The organism is Bacteroides gallinarum DSM 18171 = JCM 13658 (assembly GCF_000374365.1).
GTDB lineage: Bacteria > Bacteroidota > Bacteroidia > Bacteroidales > Bacteroidaceae > Bacteroides > Bacteroides gallinarum.
In genome coordinates this window covers 1-6,530 of sequence record NZ_KB894204.1, presented here as the reverse complement: position 1 = coordinate 6,530, position 6,530 = coordinate 1, and the positions used below count along the sequence as shown (strand labels likewise).

General features: G+C 45.5%; 6 protein-coding genes. 2 read left to right on the top strand and 4 right to left on the bottom strand.

Annotation, left to right across the window (positions count from 1 at the left end; all coding sequences use genetic code 11):
- Nucleotides 1–305: 305 nt before the first annotated feature.
- The 4 genes from C233_RS23950 to C233_RS0121885 form a co-directional block, all read right to left on the bottom strand.
- On the bottom strand, nucleotides 306–476 hold the full coding sequence (locus C233_RS23950; RefSeq protein WP_004292360.1) for a DUF362 domain-containing protein: 171 nt from the start codon (nucleotides 474–476) through the stop codon (nucleotides 306–308).
- Nucleotides 477–614: 138 nt separating this feature from the next.
- The gene (locus C233_RS0121895) at nucleotides 615–1,709 is read right to left on the bottom strand and encodes a sensor histidine kinase (RefSeq protein ID WP_018669597.1); all 1,095 of its coding nucleotides are present in this window, start codon (nucleotides 1,707–1,709) and stop codon (nucleotides 615–617) included.
- Nucleotides 1,706–3,577 (bottom strand): ATP-binding protein, encoded by a 1,872-nt coding sequence (locus C233_RS0121890; RefSeq protein ID WP_026314969.1) that lies wholly within the window; start codon nucleotides 3,575–3,577, stop codon nucleotides 1,706–1,708. The genes C233_RS0121895 and C233_RS0121890 overlap by 4 nt, the downstream gene beginning before the upstream one ends.
- Before the next feature lie 160 nt (nucleotides 3,578–3,737).
- Nucleotides 3,738–5,591 carry a DNA polymerase III subunit gamma/tau gene (locus C233_RS0121885; RefSeq protein ID WP_018669595.1) on the bottom strand — a complete coding sequence of 618 codons (1,854 nt, stop codon included), beginning with the start codon at nucleotides 5,589–5,591 and terminating at the stop codon, nucleotides 3,738–3,740.
- 140 nt (nucleotides 5,592–5,731) lie between these two features.
- Between C233_RS0121885 and C233_RS0121880 the strand changes: the two genes are divergently transcribed.
- Together C233_RS0121880 and C233_RS0121875 are read left to right on the top strand one after the other, a co-directional pair.
- Entirely contained in the window at nucleotides 5,732–6,037 is a 306-nt protein-coding gene (locus C233_RS0121880) for an FtsB family cell division protein (RefSeq protein WP_018669594.1), read from the top strand.
- Complete coding sequence (locus C233_RS0121875; protein WP_018669593.1) at nucleotides 6,037–6,372, top strand: hypothetical protein; 336 nt, start codon at nucleotides 6,037–6,039, stop codon at nucleotides 6,370–6,372. Before C233_RS0121880 ends, C233_RS0121875 begins: the two co-directional genes overlap by 1 nt.
- The last annotated feature ends 158 nt before the right edge of the window (nucleotides 6,373–6,530 follow it).

The window sequence follows — 6,530 nt, the reverse complement described above, 5'->3', positions numbered from 1 at the left end:
AAATCCTGTGGATTTTCTTTGGAATACATACGGCAAATGCCGTACTGATGATAGACAAGATCAGGAACAGGACGGTGAAAGCGGCATGATATGATTTTACAGGCAGAGGCAGAAGATGTCTTCAGACTTCTTCCCGAGCGTCATGTCTTGTAGGGTAAGATTGTGTGAGAAATTACAGGAATAGGACTATAAAAATGGCATATGAAGTGAGTATGCTCTATCATCTTCATATGCCATCTTGATTTTTAGGGACATTTACTGAATATCCCTGACACAACCCCTTTCGTTTTTTCTTAAGGATTGTATTATTCTCCCGGATGAATTGCTTCAGAAGGGCAAACATCTGCACAAGTACCACATTCAGTACAAGTTTCAGGGTCGATAGAATAGATATCGCCTTCAGAGATAGCGCCTACCGGACACTCATCAATACAAGTACCGCAAGCAATACAATCGTCACTAATTACGTAAGCCATTTTCTTTAATTTTTTAATTATTAGTACTAATTGGTTCGACAAAAGTAGCTGTTTTCTTTATTATTTGCTACCAATCTTGAGTAAAAACTCTTAATTTGTATGCTGTCTAAATAGTATCGGATGCGAACTTACATATAATCAGCGAGTAAGCACCGGATATGTGAAAAGAATGACAACCCCGTCTTTTTCTCCTTTTTTTATCTGGTAACTGCCATTGAAATGCTCGAAGAACAATAAATTGATTTTTTGCAATATAGCTTCTTTTTGCGAAGCGGATGCAGGGTCGGCAAGCGGACTGTTCTCTATCCGGCAGTTTATCTCTTTTGCCTCAGGATTGTAGGTCAGCAGCATTTTTACCTCCCGTACTTCTTTACACTCTACGGGGTAAAGCAGCATGCTGCAAACTATCTGGGTAAACCGGTTTATGTCCGTGCGAATGGTGGCATCGCCCGTATCGGCTTGCAGTTGCAGGCGTATATTTCCTTCACTTCGTGTCCGGACTATATACGCTAGGTCATTGCACCACTCTTGTATATTGCATTCCTGTAATTGGAATTTCATCATGTTGGCCTCTAAGCGCGAGAGGTCGAGCACATTGTTTACCAGTTGAATCAGTTCTGCCGAATTAGCCTGGATGATGCCGGAGTACTCCTTTTTCTCCTCTTCATTCAAGTTTGCATCTTCGGTCATAAGTTGCGAGAAGCCTACTACATTATTGAGAGGGATACGTATGTTATAACTCATATTTGCCAGGAAACGGCTTTTTACCTCATTCGCTTCTTCGGCAATGGCGGTAAGCCTTCTCATCTCTTGTTCGTCTTTCTGCAACCGCTTCCGGCTCCGGTATATGTGGATATTGAAAAATAACAGCGCGATGATGATTATCAAAGAAACAGACAGGCAGATTTGGTGGAACATACTGCGTTTTTGCTCTTTTTGCAGCATGAGCTTGTCCGCGTTATACAAAGAAAGTATCTCCTCCATTTGCAATGCAGTAAGAAGATTGTATAAGGAATCCTTCGTTTTAAGACTTTTCTTGTAGAACGGAAGCGCCTCGTCCGGCTTTCCCGCCTTTACCAACGAGTCGGCTTTCCGGATATCGTAGTTTATACTACGCTCTATTTCGCTGGGATGCCGGTGAGATGCGGAAAGCCGGGAGTCCGTACCCGTATCGGTAGCCCGTATGGGTAAAAGCAGGATGAGAGAGAGTAATATGGTAAATAATCGTTTCATACTCGGTTCTCCTTTCTGCCTTTAACGGCGTGCGACTGCTGGACAGGGTGGGTGAAAAAGAACCGTGAGCCGCCTGTATAATCGGGGTCTACCCATAATTTCCCACCGATATGCTCAATGATAATCTGGCAGATAGAAAGCCCCAGCCCGCTCCCTTGCGCATTTTCATTTAGCTTTTCGAAACGCTGGAAAATCGCCGCTCGCTTTTCTTTCGGGATACCGCAGCCAGTATCCGTTACAGAGAAAAGCAACTCCTCTTCCGAATTCTTTTTGAGTTCCAGGGTGATGTTGCCTTGCGGCGTAAACTTGGTTGCATTAATCAATAGATTAATCAGGACTTGTTGCAGGCGTGAGTCGTCCGTTTCTATTTCCATGCTTTCCAGCTCGGTTACGAAACATACCTGGGCTTGCGTCTGCTTTACTTTACTGACGGTGTCGGCTACATTCCTGCAAATGGCGACGACATCGTGCCTGGCGATACTGAATTGTATCTTGCCGAATTCGAGGCTCGAGAGGTCTATCACATCATTGATAAGCTTCAATAACAGTTCGGAATTTTGCAGGATTACTTCATTGCACTGGCGGCGTGTTTCATCATCCAGACCTTCCTCCGTCAGTAATGTAGAAAAGCCGGACAAGGCATTGAGCGGGGTACGTATCTCATGGCTCATATTCGAGAGGAATATGCTTTTGGCCGATGTAGCATTCTCCGCGTTGGTACGCAGAAAATTCAGCCTTTGGGTGGAGAGAACTGTTTTCCGGCGTTGCTTTCTGAGCATGAAAGCTATAATGGAAAACAATAACAGCAATATGATACAACCTGCCAATATACTGGCGATAAGCTTGTTGTGCTCCTCTTTATCAGTTATCTCCATTTGGTCTACCCGGTATTTGGCACGCAGGGTATTAATCTGCCGGGCATATCCTTCGACGGTGAGCGTGTCGATTATGGGATACAACTCTTGATACAAACGGCAGGCAGCCAGCGGCTTTCCTTGTATCTTATAGAGATATATCGTTTCCAGCGCTATCCACCGGTAGTAGGTAGAGCGTTTGTTGGCAGCATACTCCTGCCTCAGTTCCTCGTATAATTGCAGCGCTTTGTTCCAGTAAGCCTTGTTCCAGTTTCCCATTGCCCGGTAATAAGCGGCGGCGGTGTATCTTAGATGAAAGTAGTAGAATTTCTCTGGATGCAACCGGTAGATAGAATCCATGCTCTGCAAGTACCTGGCAGCATCTTCAAGATAGGTTTGCGAAAGATGTCCGTGCGAGATTGCATAATTGGCGCCTTCAATGGCGGCAAAAAAGCCGGTAACATAATCCGGCTGTTTCAAGAGAGCCTTCTCTATATTGTTCAATGTTCTTTTCGCTTTTTTCAGTTGCCCTTTACGTTGCAAGGCATTAGATTCTTTCAATAACAGTTGGGTGCGGTAGGGATGTTGCGGAGAGATTGAGTTTAGCTTTTTCAAAGCATCCTGATAGGATTCCAGTGCTTTGTCGTACCGGTTTGCCATGGCATAAGCATCTCCAATGGCCTGGCCGGCAACTACTATGCCGAAGTCGTATTTTGTTTCTTTGGCCTCTTCGTACATCAGCCGTGCACGGTCTATGGCAAGACTGATATCTCCTTGCAGCGTGTAGGCGTTGGCAAGCTGTAACTGTAACAAAAAATAGCTTTCCTTATCCTTATTGTCTTTCCTCATATCCGGTAAGATGCTTTCGCTCCAGCAGATAACGCTGTCTACCGGTACATGTTCGTCATAAAGTATCTTTTTTTGAACAAAGCTTTTTAGTATGTCTAATTTATGCAGATTAGCCGCGGCACATATCGGTAGAGCGGATGTTGTACATATCATCCACAGTACTATTAGTATGGCGGCATTTTTTCTCACTATCTGTGCTTTATCTCTTTTGTTTATTATTGGCAAAAATAAACATAAAACACGACATTAAAAATAAAATATAATGATTTTATTCTCAGTATGTTCAATAGTGAATAGCCAAATATCGCCTGCCGGAGTGGAAGATTTAGTAAAGCTCTAATCCGAATTCGTTCTTCAGTTGCAAAAGGGCATCGTTTTTTTGTGCCATCATCTGGAACTTCTCGACGCGGCCGTATGCGCGTACTTTTTCCGTAGGAGCGCTGACACGTACCGTCATGGTTACTTTACGGTTTTTTAAACGGGCGCGCAAATACTCTTGCAGTTGAGGAGCCATTGCGGTAAATTCTTTTGCAACAAACTCGTTATCGACAACTACTTCGAAGGTGGTGCTGTTCAGCAAAGTGGCGTGCATATTCCGCATACGCTTGGTAGTTGCCACTTGCTCTTGGGGCAGGCTTCCCGCATATTCTTGCCAATAATAGTTTACGTCTCTTTCATTGAAAATGAAATCTTCTTCCGGCTGCACAGTCTTTTGTACGGTCGTGGCAGCGGGGGTGTTCAGGACTTTTTCTTCTTCCTTCGGATGCTTAATGGATACACCGAGCCCTGACATCTTTATCACCGGCACTTTCCTTTCCTCCTTTCCTTGTGCCAGTAATGCGGCAGTAGAGGGGGTGGGGGAGGCAGGGGGCGTCGTTGTGGCAGCGGCATTGGCAGTAGTATGGGGTGTAGGCGCGGCACTAACGGCAGGCGTGGCTACTGGAGCGGCTTGCGGTTTGGTGGCGGCGGACGCTTGCGGTTGGGGCGCGGCAGGGCTGCCTTGTGGCTGCTGTGCAGCGACAGGCTGTGTAAATACGGGTTTTATAGTCTGCTTAGGGCTATGCCCACCGGAAACATCGTCTCCCTCAGCACTGATTTGGGCTATTTGTATTAAAGTCAGTTCTACCAACAACCGTTTGTTTTTACTGATACGGTAGTTTAGGTCGCAATCATTGCACAACTTCATGGCGCGGTAGAGGAAAGGCAACGGGCATTGTTGCGCCTGTACCTGGTAGCGTTCGCGGATGCTTGCCCCCACTTCGAGCAAAGGTAGGGTAGCCGGGTCTTTGCTAACTAGCAAATCCCGGAAGTGCGAGGACAAACCGGTAATGAAGTGACTGCCGTCGAATCCCTTGTTCAGCACATCGTTCAGCAATAGCAGGGCGTCGCTGACTTTATTTTCAAGAAAATAACCGGTCAGTTTGAAGTAATATTCGTAGTCCAGCACATTCAAATTCTCGATTACGCTCTGATAGGTGATATGCCCGCCGGTAAAGCTCACTACCTGGTCGAATATGGATAGAGCGTCCCGCATGCCTCCGTCGGCTTTCAGGGCAATGACGTTCAGGGCTTCCGGTTCGGCGGTAATTCCCTCTTTGGAGGCTACGTAGGCCAAATGAGCCACGGTATCTTCTACGCTGATACGATTGAAGTCGTATATTTGGCAGCGCGATAGGATAGTTGGCAATATCTTATGCTTTTCGGTAGTGGCAAGGATAAATATGGCATGGCGGGGCGGCTCCTCCAGCGTTTTCAGGAAAGCGTTGAAAGCGGAAGCCGAGAGCATGTGCACCTCGTCGATGATATATACTTTGTATCTGCCTATTTGAGGTGGAATACGTACCTGTTCTACCAACTGCCGGATATCGTCTACCGAGTTGTTGGAGGCAGCATCCAGTTCGTGGATATTGTACGAACGCTGCTCGTTGAAGGCCGTACACGATTCGCATTGGTTACAAGCCTCTCCCTCTGCCGTAGGGCTCATGCAGTTTATGGTCTTGGCAAAGATGCGTGCACAGGTAGTCTTTCCGACCCCGCGCGGACCGCAGAAAAGATAGGCGTGTGCCAGTTTGCCTGTGGCAATCGCATTCTTCAGGGTGGTAGTCAGAGCACGTTGCCCCACTACCGATTCAAAGGTAGAAGGACGGTATTTTCGTGCCGATACGATATAATTTTCCATATTCAGGTTCTTCTTGTCTGTTATATAGGATGCAAAGATAGCGCAGCTTGTTTTCGCTTTTGTGCAAATGTACGTAAAAAAAAGAAATTTTTCAGTTATTCGTCTTATCTTTGTACTCGAAGAAACAATAACAGAATTGCATGGATAAACTCGCTTCTCTTTGGTTGTTTGTCCGCAGGCGTAAATATCTGATAACGCTTGTGCTGTTTGCCGTGCTTGTCGGCTTCCTGGATGAGAACAGCATTGTGCGCCGTCTCGGTTATTATCGTGAGGAAACCCGTTTGCGCGGCGAGATAGACAAGTATCGTACGGAGTATGAGGAGAATACTCGCCGGTTGAATGAACTTGCGGTCGATTCCGGCGCTATCGAACGCATAGCCCGCGAGAAGTATCTGATGAAGAAGCCTAACGAAGATATTTATGTATTTCAAGAAGATGTAGAATAATGAAACAATTAATACCCGCTCTTTTTGTAGTAGGAGCTGTAATGCTCCTGATAGGGGCTGTCGTTTATGTTACCGGTTGGCAGCTTTCACCTTATATATATACCATAGGCGCAACATTCGTTGCTTTGGCACAGATTAATTCACCCTCTAAATACAATACTCCCACTATCAAACGTTTGCGTCGGCAGCAGATATTCGGTGCGTTGTTGCTGGTGCTTACCGGAGCTTTCATGTTCTTTACACATGGTAATGAATGGATTGTTTCACTGACTATCGCTGCAATTCTCGAACTTTACACATCGGTGCGTATTCCGCAGGAAGAAGCTAAACAGTGATTATATGGAATTGGCAGAGAGCTTATTGTAAATGGTTAAAGCTGCCATGACTTTTTGCTTAGTTAGGGACATTCAGTAAATAATATAAAATCAGCCAACTAATTCATACACAAAATATTGCGAATTAGCTGGCTTTTTTGTATCTTTAGGTAGGGACA

Coding starts and splice junctions, on each gene's coding strand:
- C233_RS23950 (WP_004292360.1), bottom strand. CDS start 476: ATGGCTTACGTAATTAGTGACGATTGTATTGCTTGCGGTACTTGTATT.
- C233_RS0121895 (WP_018669597.1), bottom strand. CDS start 1,709: ATGAAACGATTATTTACCATATTACTCTCTCTCATCCTGCTTTTACCC.
- C233_RS0121885 (WP_018669595.1), bottom strand. CDS start 5,591: ATGGAAAATTATATCGTATCGGCACGAAAATACCGTCCTTCTACCTTT.
- C233_RS0121880 (WP_018669594.1), top strand. CDS start 5,732: ATGGATAAACTCGCTTCTCTTTGGTTGTTTGTCCGCAGGCGTAAATAT.
- C233_RS0121875 (WP_018669593.1), top strand. CDS start 6,037: ATGAAACAATTAATACCCGCTCTTTTTGTAGTAGGAGCTGTAATGCTC.